The organism is Stenotrophomonas panacihumi, from assembly GCF_001431645.1.
GTDB lineage: Bacteria > Pseudomonadota > Gammaproteobacteria > Xanthomonadales > Xanthomonadaceae > Stenotrophomonas_A > Stenotrophomonas_A panacihumi.
Window position 1 is genome coordinate 35,231 of record NZ_LLXU01000126.1, and the last position, 20,536, is coordinate 55,766.

Here is a 20,536-nt window from a genome sequence, read left to right on the forward strand (position 1 = left end):
CTGTGTAACACGCCGGTGGCAGAGGGTCAATAATTTATTCTTGCAAAGACGAGCCAAAGGAATAAATATTCTTGAACGTTCTCCGGGGAGTCCGCCGATGAGTGTCTTTCCGCGCGACGCAGCGCGTCGTGTCCTTGCGCCGCTGCGTGCCGGCGCCGTACTGGCGCTGTGCGTCATCGCGCTGGGGGCCTTCGCCGCCCCGCCCGTCGTCGCCACCGACCCGGTCACCGGCGTGGTCGGCGTGCAGCCGCAGCAGCTTTCGCCCGATTACTGGATTGCCCGCCAGTCGCAGCCGGACCGCGTGATCCTCGATACCGCCGGCATCGCCGCGCAGAACGCGCGGATGCGCGCGCAGGACAAGGCGATCCACGACCTGCACGCCCTGCCCTCGCCGCTGCCGGCCAGCTTCGTGCGCGGGGAGATCGACCAGCTTTCGGTTCGCCCGCAGCGCCCGCTGTACGACGTGCAGGGCCAGCCGATCGACGCCGCGCGGCTCGACGCCTTCGGCGCCAACCTCGCCCTCGGCGCGATCCCCGCCCAGCGCCCGCTGCAATACGGACTGGTGACGCGCCGCGCCGCGCTGCGCACCTTCCCCACCGATACGCGCGTCTTCAGCAGCACTGACGACACCGACATCGACCGCTTCCAGGAATCGGCGCTGTTCCCGGGCGATGCGGTCGCCGTGCTGCACGAAAGCGCGGACGGCCACTGGCTGTTCGTCGCCAGCGAGCGCTACAACGCCTGGATCGAGAAGACCGCCGTGGCCACCGGGCCGGCCGAGCAGGTGTTCGGTTACGGCGCGCACGGCCCTTATCGCGTGGTCACCGGCGCCACCGCCTTCACCACCTACACGCCGGAACAGCCGCAGGTCTCGCGCCTGCAACTGGACATGGGCGTGCGCGTGCCGCTGCTCGCCCAATGGCCACCCAGCGACGCGGTGAACGGCCAGCATCCGTACACCGCCTGGGTGATCCAGCTGCCGATCCGCAAGGCCGACGGCAGCCTCGACCTCGTGCCGGCGCTGCTGCCGCGCACCGCCGACACCGCGTCGGACTACCTGCCGCTGACCCCGCGCCACCTCATCACCCAGGCCTTCAAGTTCCTCGGCGAGCGCTATGGCTGGGGGCACTCTTATGACACCCGCGACTGCAGCGGCTTCGTCTCGGAGATCTACCGCAGCTTCGGCGTGCTGATGCCGCGCAACACCAGCGCGCAGGCGGTGAGCCCGGCGCTGGACCGCATCGCCTTCGACAAGGGCGACAGCGCGGCCAGGCGGCTGGCCGCCGTGCGCGAACTGCAGGTCGGCGACCTGGTCTACATCCCCGGCCACGTCATGGTGACGCTGGGCCACGACCAGGGCCTGGCCTACATGATCCACGACACCGCCGGCGGCGGCTGGGCCGGCCCGGACGGCAAGCGCCTGTCGGCCCACCTCAACGGCGTGTCGGTCACGCCGCTGGAGCCGATGCTCGCCAGCGACACCGTCACCTACGTCGACCGCATCACCAACATCCAGCGCATCCGCCCGCGGAAACCCGAATGAAGATCACCGATATTCAGCTCGGCATGCTGCGCGTGCCGTTGAAGACCCCGTTCAAGACCGCGCTGCGCACCGTGGAGACGGTGGAGGACGTGGTGGTGCTGATCCATACCGACACCGGCCACACCGGCTACGGCGAGGCGCCGGCCACCGCGCCGATCACCGGCGACACCCTCGGCTCGATCATCGAGGCGATCCACCGTTTCATCGGCCCGCGCCTGATCGGCCAAGACGTGGCCAACCTCAACCGCCTCAGCACGCTCATCCAGTCCTCGATGGAGCGCAACACGAGCGCCAAGGCGGCGGTGGAAATCGCCGTCTACGACCTGTGGGCGCAGCTGCACGACGCGCCGCTCTACCAGATGCTCGGCGGCGGCGACCCGGTGATCACCACCGACATCACCATCAGCGTGGACTACATCGACAAGATGGTGGCCGATTCGCTTTCGGCCATCGACCGCGGCTTCGAGTCGCTGAAGATCAAGGTGGGCAAGGACATCGGGCTGGACATCGAGCGGGTCAAGGCGATCCACGCCGCCGTCGAGGGCCGCGCGCTGCTGCGCCTGGATGCCAACCAGGGCTGGACCGCCAAGCAGGCGGTGCACGCGATGCGCACGCTGGAAGAAGCCGGCGTGGTGCTCGAACTGCTGGAGCAGCCGGTCAAGGCCTCCGACATCGACGGATTGAAGTACGTCACCGACCGCGTCAACACGCCGGTGATGGCCGACGAGAGCGTGTTCGCGCCCTCGCAGGTGTTCGACCTGATCCAGCGCCGCGCCGCGGACATCATCAACATCAAGCTGATGAAGACCGGCGGCATCGCCAACGCGATCCGCATCGCCGACATCGCCCAGCTGTATGGCGTGCCGTGCATGATCGGCTGCATGATCGAGTCGAGCATCAGCGTGGCCGCCGCGGTGCACCTGGCGGTGGCCAAGTCGGACGCCATCACCAAGGTGGACCTGGACGGCCCCTCGCTGGGCCTGTTCAACCCGGTCGAGGGGGGGGTGATCTTCAACGAATCGGAGATCACCATCACCGACGCGCCGGGGCTGGGCATCCGCGAAATCCGCGGGCTCGAGCTGCTCGACCTGTAAGCCTTTGCTTTGTCGTCCGGCGCGTCCTAGATTCCACCGAAAGCACCCACAGGCCCAGCACCGCCCTCCATGCCGCCCCTGCTGAAGATCCGCTCCGAACGCGACAGCATGTCGGCCATCGAACGCCGCATCGCCGACTTCATCCTCGACAACGCCCACCTGCTGCGCGACTACTCCTCGCAGCAGCTGGCCAGCGCGCTGGGGATCAGCCAGTCCTCGGTGGTGAAGTTCAGCCAGAAGCTCGGCTTCAAGGGCTACCCGGACCTGAAATACTCGGTGGGCGAAGCGGTGGCGCGCGCGGGCAATGGCCAGGCCGAAGCCGCGCGCCAGCCCGCGGCCGGCGACGACGCCTACGCCGCGCTGGACGCGTCGTTGCGCGCCAGCAAGGCGGCCGCCGAAGAGGAAACGCGCCTGCTCAATCCGCGCGCGGACGTGGAAACCATCGTCGGCCTGCTCGACCAGGCCCCCAAGGTGTTCGTCTGCGGGCTGGGCGATGACGGCGTGTACGCACGCGAGTTCGCGATGCGGCTCTCGCTGCTGGGCGTGCTCACGGTGCACCATGCCGACCCGATCCTGCTGATCTCCAACCTCTCGGCGGTGCGGCCCGGCGACGTGCTGCTGATGTTCTCCGAGTTCGGGCAGATGCCTCAGCTCGGGCATGCGGCACGCGAATTCCAGGGCGCCGGCGGCAAGCTGGTGTCGATCACCCGCCATACCGCCAACCCGCTGCGCGCGATGGCCGACGCCTCGCTGGCGATCTCCGCGCACGACCCGGCGCCGCACATCGAGCAGCTGCTCTACCGCTCCTCCCTGCAGTACCTGCTCGATTTCGTCTTCGTGCTGCTGTGCCAGAGCAATCCGGAACGGCATCGACAGCTCGCGCATAACCTGGAGCGGGTGCAGCACCTGCTCGCGTCCTGATCCCGGAGCCCGCCCGTGTCCTTCCGAACCGCTACCGTCCTGCTCGCCGCGCTCGCGCTTGCCGGCGGCGCACATGCCGCGCCCGCCGCGACCGCCACGGCCGACCAGCTCGTGGTCGTCGTCACCGAGGGCTGGGACGCCAACCAGGGCCACCTGCAGGCCTACGCACGCACGCAGAAAGGCTGGCAGCCCAGCGGGCCGGGCTTTGCCGTGGCCATTGGCCGCAACGGGAGCGCATGGGGCACGGGCCTGGCCAGCAGCGAAGGCGAGCCGCGCAAGCACGAGGGCGATGGCCGCAGCCCGGCCGGCATGTTCGCCATCGGGCCGGCGTTCGGCTACGAGGCCCGCATCGACAGCGCGATGCCCTACCAGCAGATGCAGGCCGACAGCTGGTGCATCGACGTGCCGGCCTCGCCGCTCTACAACCGCATCGTCGACGCCCGCGAGGTCGGGGCCGACGCGGTGAAGGGTTCCACCGAAGCGATGCGCCTGGACCTGCACCACGACGGCGACCGCCGCTACCGCGAAGGCTTCGTCATCCAGAACAACCCGGGCAACGTGCCGCAGGCTGGCAGCTGCATCTTCGCCCACCTGTGGCGCACGCCCGGCGAAACCACCGCCGGCTGCACCGCGATGGCGCCGGCCGACATGCAGCGGCTGCTGCGCTGGCTGCGGCCGGACGCCCATCCGCAATTCGTGCTGCTGCCGCGTGCCGAGTACGCGCGCCTGCAGGCCGACTGGCAGCTGCCGGAGGCGAAATGAGCGCACCGCAACCCAAACTGATCCGCGCGGTCGGCCGCTGGCAGCTGGTCGGCCTGTCGATCAACGACGTCATCGGCAGCGGCATCTACCTGCTGCCCGCCGCCACCGCCGCGCTGCTCGGGCCGATGAGCCTGTGGGCGGTGGTGCTGGCCGGCATCGTGGTGGCGCTGCTGGTGGCCTGTTACGCGCAGGCGGCCAGCTGCTTCGACCAGCCCGGCGGCAGCTATCTCTACGCACGCGAAGCGTTCGGCCCGTTCATCGGCTTCGAGATCGGCTGGATGATCTGGCTGACCCGCATCAGCTCGGCGGCGGCGCTGAGCAACGGCCTGGCCGACGCGGTGGCGCGCTTCTGGCCGGCCGCCGGCAGCGAGGGGCTGGCGCGCGTGGCCGTGGTGGCCGGCTCGCTGGCCCTGCTCACCGGCATCAATGTCATCGGCGTGCGCTCGGCCGCGCGCACCGGCGTGGCGCTGGCGATCGGCAAGCTGGTGCCGCTGCTGTTGTTCATCGGCATCGGCGTGTTCTACATCGACTGGTCGTGGGCGTTCTCCGGCCAGGCGCCGGACCTGCACAACGCCAGCAACCTCGGCCAGGCCGCATTGCTGCTGCTGTTCGCCTACGCCGGCTTCGAAAACATCCCGGCCGCCGCCAGCGAGTACCACAACCCGCGCCGCGACCTGCCGTTCGCGCTGGCCACGATGATCATCACCGTCACCCTGATCTACGCGCTGGTGCAACTGGTGGCGCAGGGCAACCTGCCGGGCATCGCGACCTCGCAGGCGCCGTTGGCGGACGCGGCCAGCCGGTTCGGCGGCGAGTTCCTCGCGCTGGTGCTCACCGTCGGCGCGACGATCTCCATCCTGGGCACCACGAGCAACACCGTGATGCTCGGGCCGCGCTTCCTCTATGCGCTGGCGCGCGACGGCTACGGCCCGGCGTTCCTCGCCCAGGTGCACCCGCGCTACCACACGCCCGCCGCGGCGGTGCTGACGCAGGGGGTGATCTCGCTGGCGCTGGCGCTCTCCGGTTCGTTCGTGCAGCTGGCGCTGCTGTCGATGGTGACGCGCCTGCTGGCCTATATCGGCACGGCGGCGGCGGTGCTCGTGCTGGCGCGCCGCTTCCGCGACCGCCCGGACGTGCTGCGCCTGCCCGGCGGCCCGCTCATCCCGCTGGCGGCGCTGCTGCTCTCGCTGGCCCTGCTGGCCAGCGCCAGCTGGCAGAACCTCGCCGCGACCGGCGTGGCGCTGCTGATCGGCGCGGGCATCTACCTGTTCCCGCGCGAGCGCCGGTAGGCATTCGCGCCGGGTTCTCACCCTGCTCACCGGCGCATAACCGCCGGCTGCCGACGCTGGGCCGCACACTCGTCGGCCCGGAGCGAAGATGAAGACGCGTCATGTCTACAGCACCCTGCACGTGGAAGATGCCCAGCGCGCGCTGCAGGCCGCGCGCGACAGCGGCGTGGACAACGACGACCTGTCGCTGATCGCACGCTCGGACATCGAGCTGCAGGATATTCCCGACGACCGCAAGGAAGCGAAGACCGATTTCCTGCCCGCCATCGCACGCGGTGCAGCCGGCGGCGGCGCGGCGGGCCTGCTCGGTGGACTGATTGCCGTGGCCATACCGCCGCTCGGCATCACCCTCGCCGGCGTGGCAGTGACGACGCTGGCCGGGGCGCTGGTGGGCTCGTGGTCGTCGGCACTGGTGGGCGCCAGCGTGCCGGATCCCGTGCGCAGGCGTTTCGAGGACGAAATCGCGGCCGGCCGCGTGCTGCTGGTCCTCGACGCCGAAGAGCCCGAGCTGTCGCGGGCCGACCACGCGATCCTCGCGACCGGTGCGGTGCCGCTGCCTTACGAGGCGACCAGCGCCGCCACTTGATGCCTTACGTGCGGGCGTGCAGCGCGCGCATCCGCAGGATCAGCCCCACGCCCTGGGTGAGCGAATACAGCACCAGCGCCGCGGCGATCGCCAACGTGAGCGGGCTGGCCTGCTGCGTGGTCTGGCCCATGCCCGAAGAGAACGCGCCCTGGCTCCAGCGCCAGGCCAGCCGCGCCACCAGCAGCACGGCCAGGCCGCCGCCAATCCACGGATTGGGCGTGTAGCTGGCCACGCCGTCATCCAGTTCGATGCGCGTGTGGTGCAGCGCGAACAAACCCAGCGCGACGCCGGCCACGCCACCGCCGGCCATGCCCAGCGCCACGTGCGGCACCACGCAGGCCAGCAGCACGAGCATCGCGGCGATGATCGACAGGAACACCACCCGCGCGATCGTGCGCTTGGGCTGCCAGGGCTGGCGACCGAAGTAACGCCGCATGCGCCGGTAATAGAGCAGCCCCATGCCGGCGGCGGTGAGATAGGGCATCAACGGCGACAGCGTCTGCACGGCCATGCGGCATTCCCCCTGGATGGAAGCTGGATCGTAACCGCAAGCACACGCCGCGTTAATGGCGCCGTCACCGCGCCTGCCGCCGCCCTTAACGGCCCGCGGCCTACGGTGGGGGCGTCCAAGAGGAGGCGACAGCATGAACGTGAGTTACCAGATTCCCGGGCGCGCGCCGGAAGAGAACGAGCGCGACGCGGTATCGCGCTACTGGCGCGACCAGTTCCCGGAAGAGCCGTATTACGCCGAAGGCGAGCGTTACGAGGATTACGAGCCGGCCTACCTCGCCGGCCACGAGGCGCGCGTGCGCAACTTCGAGCAGGCCTACGAACAGGTCGAAGCCGAGCTGCGGCAGCGCTGGGAAACGGACAAGGGCAGCGACAGCCTGGCCTGGAGCAAGGCGCGCCATGCGGTGCGCCGCGCCTGGGAAAGCGCCGGCCATTGGGGCCGCCAGAACGGCTGATCCTTTCCCGGGTTAAGGTGCGGGACCACGATCCAAGGAGTTCGCCCATGTCCTTCCATCGTCCGGCCCGCACCTGGTGGGCTTCCGCCATCGCGCTGGCGCTGGCCCTGCCGTTGCCCGCGCTGGCGGCCGATGCACCCGCCGCATTGAAGCGCGCGGATTGGCCGTTCACCGCCACCGAGGTGGCGAAGTTCGACGAGCCGTGGGCGATGGCCTTCCTGCCGGATGGCACCGCGCTGGTGAGCGAGAAGCGCGGCGAACTGCAGCGCATCGATACGCGCACCGGGCGGAAGGGCCGCGTTTCCGGCGTACCGAGGGTGGACTACGGCGGCCAGGGCGGTTTCGGCGATGTGTTGCCGCATCCGGATTTCGCCCGCAACGGTTGGGTCTACCTGAGCTACGCCGAAGCCGGTGAAGGTGATACGCGCGGCGGCGCGGTGGCGCGCGCGAAACTGGTGCTCGATACGCGCGGCGGCGGCGCGCTGTCGGACGTGCAGGTGATCTGGCGGCAGGTGCCCAAGGTCAGCGGGCGCGGGCATTACGGGCACCGGCTCGCGTTCGGGCCGGGCGGCAAGCTGTGGATCACCTCCAGCGAGCGGCAGAAGTTCGACCCCGCGCAGGACATGGCCAGCAACCTCGGCAAGATCATTCGCCTCAACGACGACGGCAGCGTGCCGGCCGACAACCCGTTCGCGAAACAGGGTGGCGTGGCGGCGCAGGCGTGGACGCTGGGCCATCGCAACGCGCTGGGCATCGCCTTCGATGCGCAGGGCCGGCTGTGGGAACACGAGATGGGCCCGAAGGGCGGCGACGAACTCAACCTCATCGAGCGCGGCGCGAATTACGGCTACCCCATCGTCTCCAACGGCGACCACTACGACGGCACGCCGATTCCCGACCACGACACGCGGCCGGAATTCGCTGCACCGAAGATCACCTGGAACCCGGTCATCTCGCCGGCGGGCTTCATCATCTACAGCGGAAATCAGTTTCCGGCGTGGCGCGGCAATGGCTTCATCGGCGGGCTGTCGTCGCACACGCTGGTGCGGGTGGCACTCGAGGGCGAGCAGGCGCGCGAAGTGGAACGCTACGACATGGGCGAGCGCATCCGCGAGGTGGAGCAAGGCCCGGATGGCGCCATCTGGCTGCTGGAAGATGGCAAGGACGCGGGCGCCGGCCGCCTGCTGCGGCTCGCGCCGCGCACCTGAGGGGCACACGACGATGGCGCATTTCCTGCTGTTCTACGACGCCGCGCCGGATTACCTGCAGCGGCGGGGCGATTTCCGTGACGAGCACCTGCGGCTGGCCTGGGCGGCGGCCGCGCGTGGCGAACTGGTGCTGGGCGGCGCGCTCGATGCGCCGGTAGATGGCGCGGTGTTGTTGTTCCAGGGCGAGGACGCCTCGGTGGCCGAAGAGTTCGCGCGCAACGACCCGTACGTGCGTGCCGGCCTGGTGCGCGAATGGAAGGTGCGCCCCTGGACGACGGTGGTGGGCAAGCAGGCGGCCACGCCCGTCAAACCCACCCCTGCGTAACCCCACCCTGCGGGAGCGGCTTCAGCGGCGACCGGCAAGGTGGGGCGCCAACCCCCTCAACGCGCCAACAGCTCGAACTGCACCGCCTCACCGGCGGTCGCGTTCGCGCACACCCACACATCGAACAGCCCCGGCTCGGCGCCGAATTCCCCGCGCGGGTTGGTGAACGCCAGCGCTTCGCGGTCCAGCGTGAACACCACCTCGGCGCTTTCGCCCGGCGACAGCGCGATCTTGCGGAAGCCCTTCAGTTCGCGCACCGGCCGCACGCGGCTGGCGACGCGATCGTGCACGTACAGCTGCACCACTTCCTCGCCCGCCACCGCACCGGTGTTGCGCACGGTCGTGCGAATGGTCAGCGTGTCGTCCCAGCCCAGCGCCGGCGTATCCAGGCGCGGCGCCTCGTAGGCGAACGTGGTGTAGCTCAGGCCGAAGCCGAACGGATACAGCGCCTCGTTCGGGATCTCGCGCCAGCGCGCCTTGAACTCCGACATCGTCGGCAGCTCCGGCCGTCCGGTGCGCGGGTGGTTGTAGAAATACGGCTGCTGCCCACTCACCTGCGGGAAGCTCACCGGCAGGCGCGCGGACGGGTTGTAGTCGCCGAACAGCACATCGGCCACCGCGGTACCGGTCTGGGTGCCGAGGAACCAGGTCACCAGCACCGCCTGCGCGTTGCGCACCGCGCCCTGCAGCGCCAGCGCGCGGCCGTTGCGCAACAGCACCACGACCGGCGTGCCGGTGGCGGCCACGGCTTCGGCGAGCGCCTGCTGCGCGGGCGGCAGCACGATCTCCGTGCGCGACTGCGCCTCGCCGCTGAAGCGTTGCGGCTCGCCCACGGCCAGCACCACCACGTCGGCGGCGCGCGCGGCCGCCACGGCCGCCTCGATGCCGCCTTCCAGCGGCGCTTCCAGCTGGCAGCCGTCCACGACCACCAGCGAAGCCGGATCGGCCAGCGCGCCGCGCAGGCCGTCATCGAACGCGACGTAACGCGACTTGTCGCCGAACAGCGTCCAGCAGCCTTCGATGTTGTCGCGGTCACGCGCGAACGGGCCGATGAGCGCGATCTTCTGCCCCTGCTTGCGCAGCGGCAGCACGTGGCCCTCGTTGCGCAACAGCACGATCGAACGCCGCGCCGCCTCGCGCGACAGTGCATCGTGCGCGGCCAGCTGCGAGGTATCGGCTTCGCGCGCCGGGTCGAGCGAACGGTACGGGTCGTCGAACAGGCCGATCGCCTCCTTCAGTTCGAGGATGCGACGCACGGCGGCGTCGACCACGGCCATCGGCACCTCGCCGCTTTCCACCAGGTCCGGCAGGTGCGCGGCGTAGAAGCCGCTCTGCATGCTCAGGTCCAGGCCGGCGAGGAAAGCCTTCTTGGTGGCGTCGCGGTCATCGGCGGCATAGCCGTGCGCAACCAGCTCCATGTCGGCGGTGTAGTCGGAGATCACCACGCCGGGGAACTGCCATTCGCCGCGCAGGATCCCGGTCAGCAGTTCGTGGTTGGCGCTGGCCGGCACGCCGTTGATGTCGTTGAAGGAGGACATCACGGTGAGCGCGCCGGCCTCGAAGGCCGCCTTGAACGGCGGCAGGTGCACGTCGCGCAGGGTCTGCGGGGCGAGTTCGACGTAGTTGTATTCCATGCCGGCGGCCACCGCGCCGTAGGCGGCGAAGTGCTTGGGCGTGGCGAGCAGGCTGTCGGCGGCCTTCAGGTCGGCGCCCTGGAAGCCGCGCACGCGGGCGGCGGCGAACGCGCAGCCCAGCACCACGTCCTCGCCGGCGCCCTCGGCGCCACGGCCCCAGCGCTGGTCGCGGGCGATGTCCACGGCCGGGGCGAAGGTCCAGTGCAGGCCGGCGGCGGTGGCCTCGATGGCGGTCACGCGCGCGGTGCGCTCGGCCAGGTCCGGCTCGAAGCTGGCGGCCTCGCCCAGCGGAATCGGGAACACGGTGCGCATGCCGTGGATGACGTCGGCGGCCAGCAGCACCGGGATGCCGAGCCGGCTTTCCTCCACCGCCACCTGCTGGATCTGCCGGCCCAGGGCGGCACCCACGCCGTTGAACAGCGTGCCGACCCGGCCCGAACGCACCTGCGCCAGCACCTCTTCGGCATTGCGCACGTTCGCGTCGGGGTTCACGTCGGGGGCGAAGGGCCGGACCATGTCGGCGAAGACGCCCAGCTGGCCGACCTTCTCCTCGAGGGTCATGCGGGCGATCAGGTCGGAGAGGCGGTCGGCGGCCATGGAGTCCTTGAGAAAACGTTTACATGGCCGCCCATCATAGCTTCCGACGGGCCGTCCAGGGTGAAGTGGGCATTCTCCATTCGCCAGCGAATCGAGGCAACGGCGGCCCGGCGGCCGCTCAGCCGGCGGCGGACGGCTCCGGTGCCGGCGACCCGCCGACGCGGGCCCCGGCCATGAGCATGGCGTCGCTGGATTCCTGGAACACCCGCAGGTCGAACACCGGCAGGGTGGCGAGCAGGTGGTCGAAGATGTCGGCCTGGATCTGTTCGTAGGCGGCCCAGCGGATGTCGTTGGTGAAGCAGTAGATTTCCAGCGGCAGGCCGGTGGAGGTGGGCTGCAGCTGGCGCACGAGCAGCGTCATGCCGGGGTGGATGCGCGGATTGGCGCGCAGGTACTGCTCCACGTAGGCCCGGAACGTGCCCAGGTTGGTCACCCGGCGCCCGTTGACCGGCGCGATGCCACGCTCGGCCAGGCCGCGGTTCCATTCGGCGATCTCGCGGTGCTTGTCGTCCAGGTAGTCGCGCAGCACCGTGAACTGGCCGATGCGCTGGACCTCCGCCTCCTCCAGGAAGCGCACGCTGTGCTGGTCCAGGTAGATCGAGCGCTTGATGCGGCGCCCGCCGGCGTCGCTCATGCCGCGCCAGTTCTTGAACGAATCGCTGATCAGCTTCTTCGTCGGGATGGTGCTGATGGTCTTGTCCCAGTTCTGCACCTTCACCGTATGCAGCGCGATGTCGATCACCTCGCCGTCGGCGTTCTGCTGCGGCATCTCGATCCAGTCGCCCACCCGCACCATGTCGTTGGAGGCGATGGTCACGCTGGCCACCAGCGACAGCAGGGTGTCCTGGAACACCAGGATCAGCACCGCCATGATCGCGCCCACGCCGGAGAGCAGCAGCAGCGGCGAACGATTGACCAGCACGGAGATGACCAGCACCACGGCGATCACGCCGATGATGATCTTCAGCAGCTGCAGGTAGCCCTTGATCGGCCGGCTGCCGGCCTCCGGGCGCCGCTCGTAGACGTAATTGACCAGGTCCAGCGCGCGGCCGATCGCCAGCGCCACGGTCAGCACCATGAAGGACAGGCAGATCGCGCGAATGCCGGCGACGATCTCCGCCGGCAGGTGCGGCACCGCCGCCGCGCCCCAGTACAACACCAGCGCCGGGATCACGTTGGCCAGCCGGGGGATGACGGTGAGCTTGACCTCGTGATCGTGCTGCACCCCGCCGAGCGGGCTGGCCCGCAGCACGCGGCGCAGGCCGCGCAGCAGCACGCGCTTGGTCAGGAAATTCGCCAGCCAGGCCGCCAGCACCAGCCCCGCCACCACCAGCACGTCGTAGGCCCAGGGATACGGGTCGAGGACCCGCTGCAGGTTCCGGAGGGACGTGTCGATGGCGAAAGCGGTCATCAGGCGAGGGGTCTCCTGGTCGGGAAAGCGGATCACGCCCGCGGGAAGGTCAGTCGCGGCTGCGCTCGATGATCACGCCCACCGCGCGCGCGCCGCGCACCGCGCCGGGCTTGCTGAGCTTGAGCCGCAGCCAGCGCACGCCGAACTCGTCCAGCACGATCTGCGCGCAGCGTTCGGCCAGCGTCTCGACCAGCCCGAAATCGGATTGACCCACGAACTCCACCAGCCGCTTGCTCACGGCCTTGTAGTTGAGGGTATCGGCGATGTCGTCGCTGGCGGCGGGGCGGCGGTTGTCGAAGCCCATTTCCAGGTCGAAGCGCAGGGTCTGGCGGATCCGCCGTTCCCAGTCGTAGATGCCGATCAGGGCGTCGATCTCCAGCCCTTCGATGAAAACCTTATCCATGGGCCGCGGGGGCTCCCTTGTCCGGTGCCAGCGGGGCCAGCGTGGCCATGTCCCAGCGCGGGGTGACGTGCACGGAGGCGTCGTCGTGCTGGCCGGCTTCCAGGCGCAGGGCGCCGGCGAAGGCGATCATCGCGCCGTTGTCGGTGCACAGCGACGGCCGCGGGAAGCAGACCCGCCCGCCACGGCGCTGCGCCATTTCCTGCAGCTTGGCGCGCAGGCGGCGGTTGGCGCCGACGCCGCCGGCCACCACCAGGGTGTCGCAGCCGGCCGCGTCCAGCGCGCGTTCGCACTTGATGGCCAGGGTGTCGACCACCGCGTCCTCGAAGCCGCGGGCGATATCGGCGCGGGTGGTCTCGCTCTGGTCGCTGTCGCGCCAGGCCAGCAGCACCTGGGTCTTCAGGCCGGAGAAGCTGAAATCCAGGCCGGGGCGGTCGGTCATCGGGCGGGCGAAACGGAATCGCCCCGGGGTGCCCTGCTCGGCCAGCTTGGCCAGCTGCGGGCCACCGGGGTACGGCAGGCCCATCAGCTTGGCGGTCTTGTCGAAGGCTTCGCCGGCGGCGTCGTCCAGCGTCTCGCCCAGCAGGCGGTAGGCGCCGATGCGGTCCACCGCGACCAGCTGGGTATGCCCGCCGGAGACCAGCAGGGCCACGAACGGCGGCTCGGGCGGGTCGTCTTCCATCAGCGGGGCCAGCAGGTGGCCTTCCATGTGGTGGACGCCGATGGCCGGGACATCCAGCGCCCAGGCCAGCGAACGGGCCACGCCGGCGCCGACCAGCAGCGCGCCGACCAGCCCGGGGCCGGCGGTGTAGGCCACGCCGTCCAGCTCGCCGGGCGCCAGGCCGGCGTCGGCCAGGGTCTGGCGGACCAGCGGCAGGAGCTTGCGCACGTGGTCGCGGCTGGCCAGCTCGGGCACCACGCCGCCATATTCGGCGTGCAGAGCGATCTGGCTGTAGACGTGGTGGGCGCGCAGGGCCTGGTCCGGCGCAAGGCCCGTGTCGTACACGGCCACGCCGGTCTCGTCGCAGGACGATTCGATGCCAAGGACTTTCATGGGGCCCATTGTGGCCCCGCCAGCGCAGGAGGCAAGCCCGGGGGTTGCGCGTCGTCGGCAAGCCGTTATAATGCGCGGCTCACCGGGAACGAACCCGGTCATCATAGTCCCGGAGATTCCATGCCCAGCGTCAAAGTCCGCGAGAACGAGCCCTTCGAGTTTGCGCTCCGCCGTTTCAAGCGCACCTGCGAGAAGGCCGGCGTGCTGGCCGAGACCCGCAAGCGCGAGTTCTACGAAAAGCCGACCCAGGAGCGCAAGCGCAAGGCCGCCGCTGCGGTGAAGCGCCAGCTGCGCCGTTCGTCGCGCGACGTCACCAAGCGTCAGCGCCTGTACTGATAGCGCTTTTCACCTGACCCGGGCGGCGCCTCTGGCGCGGCTTGGGTTGCAGGGCCTGAAGCCGGCACGCGCGAGCGTCGCCGGCTTTTTGCTTTGGACGCCCTCACCGGCGCCCTTCCCCGGCGGGATGCCCCGCCCATTCATCCAATCAGGTGCTCCATGACCCTCAAGCAGCAGCTCACCGAAGACATGAAGGCCGCCATGAAGGCGGGCGACAAGCACAGCCTGGGCGTGATCCGGCTGATCAACGCCGCCATCAAGCAGAAGGAAGTCGACGAGCGCGTGGAGCTGGACGACACCGCCGTGGTCGGCGTGCTCGACAAGATGGTCAAGCAGCGCAAGGACTCGGTGACCCAGTACGAGGCCGCCAACCGTGAAGACCTGGCCTCGGTCGAGCGCGAGGAGATCGTGGTGATCGAGCGCTACCTGCCGGCCAAGATGGGCGAGGCGGAGATCGTCGCCGCGATCCAGGCCGCCATCGCGCAAACCGGTGCCAAGGGCCCGGCCGACATGGGCAAGCTGATGGGCGTGCTCAAGCCCAAGCTCGCCGGCCAGGCCGACATGGGCCTGGTGTCCACGCTGGTGAAGCAGCAGCTCGCCGGCTGATCCGGCAGGCCGGGCGATCATCGATCGCCCGACCGCTCCCCGTCAGGCGCTCAGCGACGCGCCTGGCGGCAGTCCTTCATCTCGATGCTGCTCCCGGTGACGTTCATCACCGTGCCCTCGAGCGTGGCGTAGTCCTGCGACTTCAAGGTGCTGAAGAACGCCTTCTGGTCCGGCGCCAGGTTGCACTGGATCTGGAAGCGCGCACCGTTCATGTCCGCGCCGTCGCGCACGTTGAAGATGCCGCGGCTCTTGGTCACCAGGTACGCCACCTGGTCGGCGCCGCTGTACTGGTTGTGCGAGACCGTATAAAGCTGGCCGTCGACGCGGTACTTCTTGCCGATGTAGCGCGCGTAGAACGGCAGCAGCGCCTGCGCGACCTGCTCGCTCGATTCACGGCTCGAACTGCCGCCCAGCATCATGTCCTTGAACGACAGCGTGCCCGCACCGGCCGAGGCGGTCTTCCTGGCTTCCTTCTCCAGCTTGGCCGACAGCTCGGTGGCGTCCACGCTCTCGTAGCGGTCCACGCCATCGGCCTCGCGCGCGGCGTTGGCGATCGACTCGCCTTCCTTGCCGCCCTTGACCTTGCCCAGGATGTCGCACAGTCCCTTGCGCGCGTCCTCTTCCTTCACCGCCTGGCCGCGGGCCAGCTTCACGGTGATGGCGACATTGCCGCCGTTCTCGGCATTGGCCATGAACACCAGCGGCAAGCGCAGCCCGGTCTGCACGTAGAAGAATTCGCCATTGCCCTTGGCGTCGTAGACCTCGCCACCAGTTTCGAAACCTTCGTCCTTGGCGTAGCGACGCACCTGGCCCAGCGCGCTGCGCGGCGTGAGGCCGGCAACCGTCACGCTGGAAAGGAACGCCTGGCCGTTGCGCGGATCGCCGACGGACTTGAAGTTGTCCTCGCACGTGGGCGCTGCCTGCGCCGTCCACGCCATTCCCAGGCACACGGCCGCCAACAGAGTTCTCTTCACGATCACATCTCCTTTGCGTTAATTGACTCCGAAAGCCCATCCGCCACGGCCCGCGCCTGCGCGGGCTGTCTTTCCCTCGGATGATCCCCGAGCCGATGATAACGCCCCCACATGGATCTTGACCCGCACCTGCGCAAATACATCGACCGTGTGCAGCACAGCCTGCCGATGGCCCTGGCGAACCGTTTCGTCGAGATCGACGTGATGACCCAGGCCGCCTCGCTGTCGTTCTATGCCCTGCTCTCGCTGGCACCGCTGCTGGTGCTGCTGCTGTGGCTCACCGCCTCGCTGTACCCGCCGGCGCAGGAGGCATTGGTGACGCAGGTGGGCCAGTTGGCCGGTGGCAGCTCGGCCATGGTGGCGCAGACGGTGATCGACAACGCCACCGCGCAACCGGGCATGGGCACCATGGCCGGCAGCTGGAGCACGCTGCTGCTGTTCGTCGGCGCCACGGCGGTGTTCGCGCAGTTGCAGAACGCGCTGAACCTGATCTTCCACACCGACCGCCAGCGCCTGGCCGGCATCGTGCCGTGGCTGAAGAAGCGCGTGTTCTCCTTCGGCGTGGTGCTGGCGCTGGGCTTCCTGCTGCTGGTGTCGATGATCGCCACCACCGCGCTGCAGGTCGCCTTCGCGCGCCTGCCCTCGGTACTGCCGGCGGTGGGCTACGTGACCACGCTGCTGGTGTACGTGCTGGCCTTCGCCTTCCTCTACCGCTACCTGCCTGACCGGCTGGTGTCATGGCGGCAGGCGATCCTGGGCGGCATCATCACCGCCGCGTTGTTCGCGCTGGGCCGCTACGGCATCGGCCTGTACATCAGCGAAGCCGCGCCGGGCAGTGCGTATGGCTCGATGGGCGCGCTGGTCGTGCTGCTCGTATGGATGTACTACGCCAGCGTGGTGTTCTTCGTGGGCGCGCTGATCACCGCCGTCATCGACGAACGCACGCGGGCCCGCTACAAGCTCGCCGCCGCCGGCATCGACCCGGCCACCGTACCCGCGCCACACCGCCCTTCGCCGGAAACCTGAAGCCCCCGGCCCGCCCCGCGCGCGCCGCCCGTGGCATCCTATGCGGATGGCCCGCATTCCCGACGCTTTCATCGACGACCTGCTTGCCCGGACGGACATCGTCGAGGTGATCAGCGGTCGGGTGCCGCTCAAGCGCCAGGGCAAGGAATACTCGGCACGCTGCCCGTTCCATGACGAGCGCTCGGCCTCGTTCACCGTCTCGCCGACCAAGCAGTTCTACCACTGCTTCGGTTGTGGCGCGCACGGCACGGCGATCAGCTTCCTGATGAACTACGACCGCCTCGAGTTCCTCGATGCGGTGGACGAACTGGCCAAGCGCGCCGGCATGGAAGTGCCGCGCGATACCCAGCAGCGCAACGCCGCCCAGCAGGACGACAGCCGCGACCTCTACGCCGCCCTCGATGCCGCCACGCGCTTTTTCCAGAAGCACCTGGAAGGCAATGCCAAGGCGCGCGAGTACCTCGATGGCCGCGGCGTGGATGCCGACAACCGCGCGCGCTTCTCCATCGGCTACGCGCCGGACGGCTACAGCGCGCTCAAGGACGCGCTGGGCACCGACGAGCGCCGCATGAAGCTGCTGGACCGCGCCGGCCTGTTCTCCAAGAACGACCGCGGCCACGTCTACGACAAGTTCCGCGACCGGGTGATGTTCCCGATCTTCGACCGCCGTGGTCGCGTCATCGCCTTCGGCGGCCGCGTGCTGGAGAAGGACGACGGCCCGAAGTACCTCAACTCGCCGGAAACCGCGCTGTTCCACAAGGGCCGCGAACTGTACGGCCTGTGGCAGGTGCGCCAGGCGCACCAGAAGATCGAGCGGCTGATCGTCGTCGAGGGTTACATGGACGTGGTGTCGCTGTTCCAGTTCGGCGTCACCCAGGCGGTGGCGACGCTGGGCACGGCGACCACGCCGGAGCATGCCGAACTGCTGTTCCGCAATGCCCCGGACGTCTACTTCTGCTTCGACGGCGACAACGCGGGCCGCAAGGCCGGCTGGCGCGCGCTCGAATCGGTGCTGCCACGCATGAAGGATGGTCGGCAGGCGTTCTTCCTGTTCCTGCCCGACGGCGAGGACCCGGACACCATCGTGCGCAAGGAAGGCGCCGAAGCGTTCGACGCGCGCCTGAAGCAGGCCACGCCGCTGTCGCAGTTCTTCTTCGACGAGATGTCGAAGGAGATCAACCTCAACACGCTCGACGGCCGCGCGCGGCTGGCCGAGCGCGCGCGCCCGATGCTGGCGCAGATTCCCGATGGCGCCTTCGGCGACCTGATGCGCCAGCAGCTGGCCCGGATGACCGGCGTGGGTGCGGGCGCGTCCAACAGCCCGGCGGCCGTGGCCGCGCCGCCGCGCCCCGTCACGCCCACCCACAAGCGCAGCCTGGTGCGCAGTGCCATCGCGATCCTGCTGCAGCAGCCCTCGCTCGCCGCCGGCATCGAGAACCACCACGACTTCGCCGGCCTGCGCCTGCCGGGCGTGGAGCTGCTGCTGGAGCTGATCGAACTGGTGCGCCAGCGCCCGGAGATCACCACCGGCGCCCTGCTCGAACACTACGCCGAGCGCGAGGAGCAGGCGGCGCTGCACAAGCTGGCCGCGCAGGAACTGCCGGGCGATGCACAGATCTGGGCGCAGGAGCTGCATGACGTCGCCGTGCAGCTGGAGGAACAGCTTGTGCAACAACGCATCGAGGAACTGAAATCCAAGCCTTGGAGCGAGCTTGACCCAGTAGCGCGATTTGAATTGCGTGAACTTCTGAAGGCCGCGCCCGGCGCCACACGCAAGCGGACGTAGAGATGACCGCTATAGTGCCCAGACTCCTTCTTGCCATTCTCCTTTCTGTCGCACATCAAGTCGGCGCTTGTGCAGAAGTGCAACTACTGCGCCCCGGACTGTACGCCGGCGGCCAACCGGATGAAGCGCAACTGCGCGCACTGGCTGCGCAGGGCGTGACGACGGTGATCGACCTGCGTGGCGCGGATGAAGCGCGTGGCTATGCGGAAGCGGACACCGCCCGCCAACTGGGACTGCACTATGTCGCGCTGCCGGTGACGGGCGCGCAGGACATCACGCCCGCCAAGGCCGCCGCGCTTCAACACGCGCTTGATGCCGCGCAAGGCCCGGTGCTGCTGCACTGCGCGTCGGGCAACCGGGTCGGCGCGCTGCTGGCGCTCTCGGCGCACGCGCGCGGCGCCAGTGACGAAGAAGCCTTGGCCGAAGGCCACGCCGCCGGCCTGGGCTCACTGGAACCGGCGGTGCGCGCGCAGCTGCAAGACGCGCGCCGATAGTCATCTAGATGTTCTTTTCCCCCACGCTGCTGGTATCACGATGAAGTCATGGCTGGCGCGCCTGCGCCTGGATCCGTTTACCCTCGCCCTGCTCGGCACCATTACCCTCGCCTCCCTGCTGCCCGTGCGCGGCGGTGCCGCCGCGGTGATGGACGACGCGACCGACCTGGCGATCGCCGCCCTGTTCTTCCTGCACGGCGCGCGCCTCTCGCGCGAAGCGGTGCGCGCCGGCGCGCTGCATTGGCGCCTGCACCTGACGATCCTGGCCTGCACGTTCGTGCTGTATCCCCTGCTGGGGCTGCTGACGAAGCCGCTCGCGCATTCGCTGCTGACGCCGGAGCTGTTCATCGGCGTGCTGTTCCTGTGCGCGTTGCCGTCGACGGTGCAGTCGTCGATCGCCTTCACTTCGATGGCGGGTGGCAACGTGCCTGCGGCGGTGGTGAGCGCTTCGTTGTCGAGCCTGCTGGGTGTGTTCCTGACGCCGCTGATCATGGGCGTGCTGGTGGGTGCGCAGGGCGGCATGGCGCATCCGCTGGAGGCGATCGGCAAAATCCTGCTGCAGCTGCTGGTGCCGTTCGTGGCGGGCCACCTGTTGCGGCCGTGGATCGGCGGTTGGGTGGAGCGGCGGCGGGCGATCCTGCGCTATACCGACCAGGGCACGATCCTGCTGGTGGTCTATACGGCTTTCAGCGCGGCGGTGAACGAGGGGTTGTGGCACAAGACGCCGGTGCCGGCGCTGCTGGCGGTGGCGGGGTTTGCGGTGACGCTGCTCGCCGTGGCCATGACGTTGATCACGTGGATAGCGCGGCGGTTGGGTTTTTCGCGCGAGGACGAGATTCCGATCGTGTTCTGCGGGTCGAAGAAGAGCCTGGCGACGGGCGTGCCGATGGCAAAGGTGATGTTTTCGGCGGGGAGTTTGGGGGCGATCGTGTTGCCGATCATGATCTATCACCAGATACAGCTGATCGTGTGTGCGGTGGTGGCGCAGCGGTATGCGAGGGATGGGCGGCGGGGGGGCGCGTGATCTAGGTTCCTGCCTTTTATGTCGGCTCTGATGGATGGCGGTTTGGATTTTTTTGGTGGTGCGGTCGGGGTGTGCGGTCAGTTGTGTTGCCTTACGGTGCGGGCACCGGGCTGGCCTATAGGGTCGTCACGGCTCGGGCAGACATCCTGTCTGACTCGCCGCACGCGGGCCATCCATGGCCCGCTGACGCCCCTATAGGCCAGCCCGGCGCTAGGCGCATCATTGATCCCACTTCGATAGGCACGCGCGGAGAGTTGGAAGGGAGAAGAGCAAAAGCAAAAGCCTTGCTCTGATCCTTCTTCATCTCTCCAAATTTCATCTTGCCTTTGCTCTTCCGGTCGCGGCTGATGCCGCTCCAGTAGAGGAGTGGGCGGGCGGCGCGCTTGGGGTGCGCGGCTTTGGATGTTGTCGTCCGGTCGTGGTGATCTGTGGGGTCTGCGGGGGCGGGGCCCTTTCGGGACCGTTGGCGCCATGGATGGCGCCGACGAGCCCCCATGGATG

21 protein-coding genes are annotated in these 20,536 nt (G+C 69.1%); 15 read left to right on the forward strand and 6 right to left on the reverse strand.

What is annotated here, in order from left to right:
* Window positions 1–97 precede the first annotated feature (97 nt).
* From ARC20_RS16065 to ARC20_RS16090, 6 genes are all read left to right on the forward strand, one after another.
* Complete coding sequence (locus ARC20_RS16065) at window positions 98–1,543, forward strand: C40 family peptidase (protein WP_057648941.1); 1,446 nt, start codon at window positions 98–100, stop codon at window positions 1,541–1,543.
* Entirely contained in the window at window positions 1,540–2,637 is a 1,098-nt protein-coding gene (locus ARC20_RS16070; RefSeq protein ID WP_057648943.1) for a dipeptide epimerase, read from the forward strand. The genes ARC20_RS16065 and ARC20_RS16070 overlap by 4 nt, the downstream gene beginning before the upstream one ends.
* 69 nt (window positions 2,638–2,706) lie before the next feature.
* Window positions 2,707–3,558 (forward strand): MurR/RpiR family transcriptional regulator, encoded by an 852-nt coding sequence (locus ARC20_RS16075; RefSeq protein ID WP_057648945.1) that lies wholly within the window; start codon window positions 2,707–2,709, stop codon window positions 3,556–3,558.
* Between the two features lie 15 nt (window positions 3,559–3,573).
* Window positions 3,574–4,320, forward strand: a complete 747-nt coding sequence (locus ARC20_RS16080) for a L,D-transpeptidase family protein (RefSeq protein ID WP_057648947.1) — start codon at window positions 3,574–3,576, stop codon at window positions 4,318–4,320.
* The gene (locus ARC20_RS16085; protein ID WP_057648950.1) at window positions 4,317–5,609 is read left to right on the forward strand and encodes an APC family permease; all 1,293 of its coding nucleotides are present in this window, start codon (window positions 4,317–4,319) and stop codon (window positions 5,607–5,609) included. The genes ARC20_RS16080 and ARC20_RS16085 overlap by 4 nt, the downstream gene beginning before the upstream one ends.
* Before the next feature lie 88 nt (window positions 5,610–5,697).
* Window positions 5,698–6,195, forward strand: coding sequence for a hypothetical protein (locus tag ARC20_RS16090; RefSeq protein WP_057648952.1), 498 nt, complete (start codon window positions 5,698–5,700; stop codon window positions 6,193–6,195).
* Between the two features lie 4 nt (window positions 6,196–6,199).
* On the opposite strand, the gene ARC20_RS16095 is transcribed toward ARC20_RS16090, so the two are convergent.
* On the reverse strand, window positions 6,200–6,706 hold the full coding sequence (locus ARC20_RS16095; protein WP_057648953.1) for a CcdC protein domain-containing protein: 507 nt from the start codon (window positions 6,704–6,706) through the stop codon (window positions 6,200–6,202).
* Window positions 6,707–6,839: 133 nt separating this feature from the next.
* On the opposite strand from ARC20_RS16095, the gene ARC20_RS16100 reads away from it, so the two are divergent.
* The 3 genes from ARC20_RS16100 to ARC20_RS16110 are packed head-to-tail and all read left to right on the forward strand — an operon-like array spanning window position 6,840 to window position 8,693.
* On the forward strand, window positions 6,840–7,160 hold the full coding sequence (locus ARC20_RS16100) for a hypothetical protein (RefSeq protein ID WP_057648955.1): 321 nt from the start codon (window positions 6,840–6,842) through the stop codon (window positions 7,158–7,160).
* 47 nt (window positions 7,161–7,207) lie between these two features.
* The gene (locus ARC20_RS16105; protein ID WP_057648957.1) at window positions 7,208–8,368 is read left to right on the forward strand and encodes a PQQ-dependent sugar dehydrogenase; all 1,161 of its coding nucleotides are present in this window, start codon (window positions 7,208–7,210) and stop codon (window positions 8,366–8,368) included.
* 13 nt (window positions 8,369–8,381) lie between these two features.
* Window positions 8,382–8,693, forward strand: a complete 312-nt coding sequence (locus tag ARC20_RS16110) for a YciI-like protein (protein ID WP_057648959.1) — start codon at window positions 8,382–8,384, stop codon at window positions 8,691–8,693.
* A 56-nt stretch (window positions 8,694–8,749) separates the two neighbouring features.
* On the opposite strand, the gene ARC20_RS16115 is transcribed toward ARC20_RS16110, so the two are convergent.
* From ARC20_RS16115 to tsaD, 4 genes are all read right to left on the reverse strand, one after another.
* Window positions 8,750–10,924, reverse strand: coding sequence for a glycoside hydrolase family 3 N-terminal domain-containing protein (locus ARC20_RS16115; RefSeq protein ID WP_057648961.1), 2,175 nt, complete (start codon window positions 10,922–10,924; stop codon window positions 8,750–8,752).
* A 118-nt stretch (window positions 10,925–11,042) separates the two neighbouring features.
* On the reverse strand, window positions 11,043–12,335 hold the full coding sequence (locus ARC20_RS16120) for a mechanosensitive ion channel family protein (protein WP_057648963.1): 1,293 nt from the start codon (window positions 12,333–12,335) through the stop codon (window positions 11,043–11,045).
* Between the two features lie 49 nt (window positions 12,336–12,384).
* Window positions 12,385–12,738 carry a dihydroneopterin aldolase gene (folB, locus tag ARC20_RS16125; protein WP_057648965.1) on the reverse strand — a complete coding sequence of 118 codons (354 nt, stop codon included), beginning with the start codon at window positions 12,736–12,738 and terminating at the stop codon, window positions 12,385–12,387.
* Window positions 12,731–13,789 carry a tRNA (adenosine(37)-N6)-threonylcarbamoyltransferase complex transferase subunit TsaD gene (gene tsaD, locus ARC20_RS16130; RefSeq protein WP_057648967.1) on the reverse strand — a complete coding sequence of 353 codons (1,059 nt, stop codon included), beginning with the start codon at window positions 13,787–13,789 and terminating at the stop codon, window positions 12,731–12,733. The genes folB and tsaD overlap by 8 nt, the downstream gene beginning before the upstream one ends.
* 120 nt (window positions 13,790–13,909) lie before the next feature.
* Between tsaD and rpsU the strand changes: the two genes are divergently transcribed.
* On the forward strand, window positions 13,910–14,125 hold the full coding sequence (gene rpsU / locus ARC20_RS16135; RefSeq protein WP_002808376.1) for a 30S ribosomal protein S21: 216 nt from the start codon (window positions 13,910–13,912) through the stop codon (window positions 14,123–14,125).
* Window positions 14,126–14,284: 159 nt separating this feature from the next.
* Entirely contained in the window at window positions 14,285–14,731 is a 447-nt protein-coding gene (locus tag ARC20_RS16140) for a GatB/YqeY domain-containing protein (RefSeq protein WP_057648969.1), read from the forward strand.
* A gap of 50 nt (window positions 14,732–14,781) precedes the next feature.
* On the opposite strand, the gene ARC20_RS16145 is transcribed toward ARC20_RS16140, so the two are convergent.
* On the reverse strand, window positions 14,782–15,705 hold the full coding sequence (locus ARC20_RS16145) for a hypothetical protein (RefSeq protein WP_146165866.1): 924 nt from the start codon (window positions 15,703–15,705) through the stop codon (window positions 14,782–14,784).
* A 111-nt stretch (window positions 15,706–15,816) separates the two neighbouring features.
* Here ARC20_RS16145 and ARC20_RS16150 point away from each other — a divergent pair, with 111 nt between their 5' ends.
* The 4 genes from ARC20_RS16150 to ARC20_RS16165 are packed head-to-tail and all read left to right on the forward strand — an operon-like array spanning window position 15,817 to window position 20,035.
* Window positions 15,817–16,731 carry a YihY/virulence factor BrkB family protein gene (locus ARC20_RS16150; protein ID WP_057648973.1) on the forward strand — a complete coding sequence of 305 codons (915 nt, stop codon included), beginning with the start codon at window positions 15,817–15,819 and terminating at the stop codon, window positions 16,729–16,731.
* 46 nt (window positions 16,732–16,777) lie between these two features.
* A complete protein-coding gene (gene dnaG, locus ARC20_RS16155; RefSeq protein ID WP_057648975.1) occupies window positions 16,778–18,517 on the forward strand; it encodes a DNA primase in 1,740 nt (579 codons plus the stop codon).
* 2 nt (window positions 18,518–18,519) lie between these two features.
* Window positions 18,520–19,011 (forward strand): protein tyrosine phosphatase family protein, encoded by a 492-nt coding sequence (locus ARC20_RS16160; RefSeq protein ID WP_108143520.1) that lies wholly within the window; start codon window positions 18,520–18,522, stop codon window positions 19,009–19,011.
* Window positions 19,012–19,051: 40 nt separating this feature from the next.
* On the forward strand, window positions 19,052–20,035 hold the full coding sequence (locus tag ARC20_RS16165) for a bile acid:sodium symporter family protein (RefSeq protein WP_057648978.1): 984 nt from the start codon (window positions 19,052–19,054) through the stop codon (window positions 20,033–20,035).
* Window positions 20,036–20,536 lie beyond the last annotated feature (501 nt).

Coding starts and splice junctions, on each gene's coding strand:
- ARC20_RS16065 (WP_057648941.1), top strand. CDS start 98: ATGAGTGTCTTTCCGCGCGACGCAGCGCGTCGTGTCCTTGCGCCGCTG.
- ARC20_RS16070 (WP_057648943.1), top strand. CDS start 1,540: ATGAAGATCACCGATATTCAGCTCGGCATGCTGCGCGTGCCGTTGAAG.
- ARC20_RS16075 (WP_057648945.1), top strand. CDS start 2,707: ATGCCGCCCCTGCTGAAGATCCGCTCCGAACGCGACAGCATGTCGGCC.
- ARC20_RS16085 (WP_057648950.1), top strand. CDS start 4,317: ATGAGCGCACCGCAACCCAAACTGATCCGCGCGGTCGGCCGCTGGCAG.
- ARC20_RS16090 (WP_057648952.1), top strand. CDS start 5,698: ATGAAGACGCGTCATGTCTACAGCACCCTGCACGTGGAAGATGCCCAG.
- ARC20_RS16095 (WP_057648953.1), bottom strand. CDS start 6,706: ATGGCCGTGCAGACGCTGTCGCCGTTGATGCCCTATCTCACCGCCGCC.
- ARC20_RS16100 (WP_057648955.1), top strand. CDS start 6,840: ATGAACGTGAGTTACCAGATTCCCGGGCGCGCGCCGGAAGAGAACGAG.
- ARC20_RS16105 (WP_057648957.1), top strand. CDS start 7,208: ATGTCCTTCCATCGTCCGGCCCGCACCTGGTGGGCTTCCGCCATCGCG.
- ARC20_RS16110 (WP_057648959.1), top strand. CDS start 8,382: ATGGCGCATTTCCTGCTGTTCTACGACGCCGCGCCGGATTACCTGCAG.
- ARC20_RS16115 (WP_057648961.1), bottom strand. CDS start 10,924: ATGGCCGCCGACCGCCTCTCCGACCTGATCGCCCGCATGACCCTCGAG.
- ARC20_RS16120 (WP_057648963.1), bottom strand. CDS start 12,335: ATGACCGCTTTCGCCATCGACACGTCCCTCCGGAACCTGCAGCGGGTC.
- folB (WP_057648965.1), bottom strand. CDS start 12,738: ATGGATAAGGTTTTCATCGAAGGGCTGGAGATCGACGCCCTGATCGGC.
- tsaD (WP_057648967.1), bottom strand. CDS start 13,789: ATGAAAGTCCTTGGCATCGAATCGTCCTGCGACGAGACCGGCGTGGCC.
- rpsU (WP_002808376.1), top strand. CDS start 13,910: ATGCCCAGCGTCAAAGTCCGCGAGAACGAGCCCTTCGAGTTTGCGCTC.
- ARC20_RS16140 (WP_057648969.1), top strand. CDS start 14,285: ATGACCCTCAAGCAGCAGCTCACCGAAGACATGAAGGCCGCCATGAAG.
- ARC20_RS16150 (WP_057648973.1), top strand. CDS start 15,817: ATGGATCTTGACCCGCACCTGCGCAAATACATCGACCGTGTGCAGCAC.
- dnaG (WP_057648975.1), top strand. CDS start 16,778: ATGGCCCGCATTCCCGACGCTTTCATCGACGACCTGCTTGCCCGGACG.
- ARC20_RS16160 (WP_108143520.1), top strand. CDS start 18,520: ATGACCGCTATAGTGCCCAGACTCCTTCTTGCCATTCTCCTTTCTGTC.
- ARC20_RS16165 (WP_057648978.1), top strand. CDS start 19,052: ATGAAGTCATGGCTGGCGCGCCTGCGCCTGGATCCGTTTACCCTCGCC.